The sequence below is a fragment of the Streptomyces sp. NPDC101166 genome (genome assembly GCF_044768125.1).
Taxonomy (GTDB): domain Bacteria; phylum Actinomycetota; class Actinomycetes; order Streptomycetales; family Streptomycetaceae; genus Streptomyces.
This window is the reverse complement of record NZ_JBIWPF010000280.1, coordinates 1-1,115: the sequence shown is the minus strand read 5'-3', so window position 1 is coordinate 1,115 and position 1,115 is coordinate 1. Positions and strand designations below refer to the sequence as shown.

The 1,115-nt window shown below is 63.4% G+C and carries 1 protein-coding gene; it reads right to left on the bottom strand.

From position 1 onward, the window contains the following. Nucleotides 1–625 precede the first annotated feature (625 nt). Entirely contained in the window at nucleotides 626–1,072 is a 447-nt protein-coding gene (locus ACIRS4_RS38405) for a nuclear transport factor 2 family protein (protein ID WP_404204940.1), read from the bottom strand. Between the last annotated feature and the right edge of the window lie 43 nt (nucleotides 1,073–1,115).

The window sequence follows — 1,115 nt, the reverse complement described above, 5'->3', positions numbered from 1 at the left end:
CTCGAGCGGTGAAAACGGAAGCGGGATATCGCTGTTCGGTCTATCCATCAACGGCTGCCACCGACCTCACGGGCACCAAGCGCATGCCTCAGCTCGGCTGGTTCGGTCATCGTTCTCCCATCCCTCTCCTTGGCTGCTGTCGAACACGGTGCAGTGGCACGGGCTACCGCGTCGACGGCAAGGACATCGCCTTGCTTACGGCGCGCGCTGGCCATTCACCGGTCCGGCACGGATCTCAACCGTGCTCTTCGGTGCCCGCGGCAATCGATATCAATTCCCCTCACGGTTTCCCGGACCGCGGTGCACGTTGCACAGCCTCGCCGGCGAACGGCATTGGCCCGAACATCAATGCGCACAGGAGAGCTTGACCTGCAGCTGCGCAGCACGGTCACCGGAAGGCGTGCGCCCCAGCACCGGCGTACCGAATCTGGGGCGACAGGCCGACCAGGCTTGGATTCGAACCCGGATGGCGAGGGAGATGGTCAGCTCCGGGCGGCAGACCGGGTCACTTGGCCTATGGGCATCGCCCGCCGCGTTCTTGCCGGTCTCGAGGGTGCCTTCCATCCAGGTCATGAACGTGGTGGCGACCTATCGCCTGTCGGCGCGTGACGCCCGGGCGTCGAGGTCAGTGGTTCCCGGTTCGCTGCGCGGCGATGATCTGCCGCTGGATCGCGTCTTCGTCGACATAGTAGGCGTCGCGCACGATCCGGAGGGAGACCGGATCGAAAGTGGTGAAGGATGTTGCGAGCCAACGGATCTGCTCCGGTGCGGCCTGCCCTTCCGCCTGCGGAGCGGTCGCAGTGATCTCGAACAGCACACCCAGGGTGTCGCCCTGCATGTACGTCGCCACCGGCTGGGGTGCGTAGTCGGGGAAGACTGACCAGGTCTCGTTCAGGAATTCGACGAGCTCCGACTTCTCGGAGGTCGTGCCGGTCACGCCGTTGATGAAAACGCAGGCGTCGTCGAAGTAGGAGAGAACGGTGTCGATATCGTGCGCCTTGACCGCAGCGCACATACTCCTCATCCGTTCGACGTAGATTGCGCTATCGATCTGACTGGCTGTACTCGCCATGTGACTTCCTTACCGATGTGTCGCGGTATCAATTCTCGAGCCA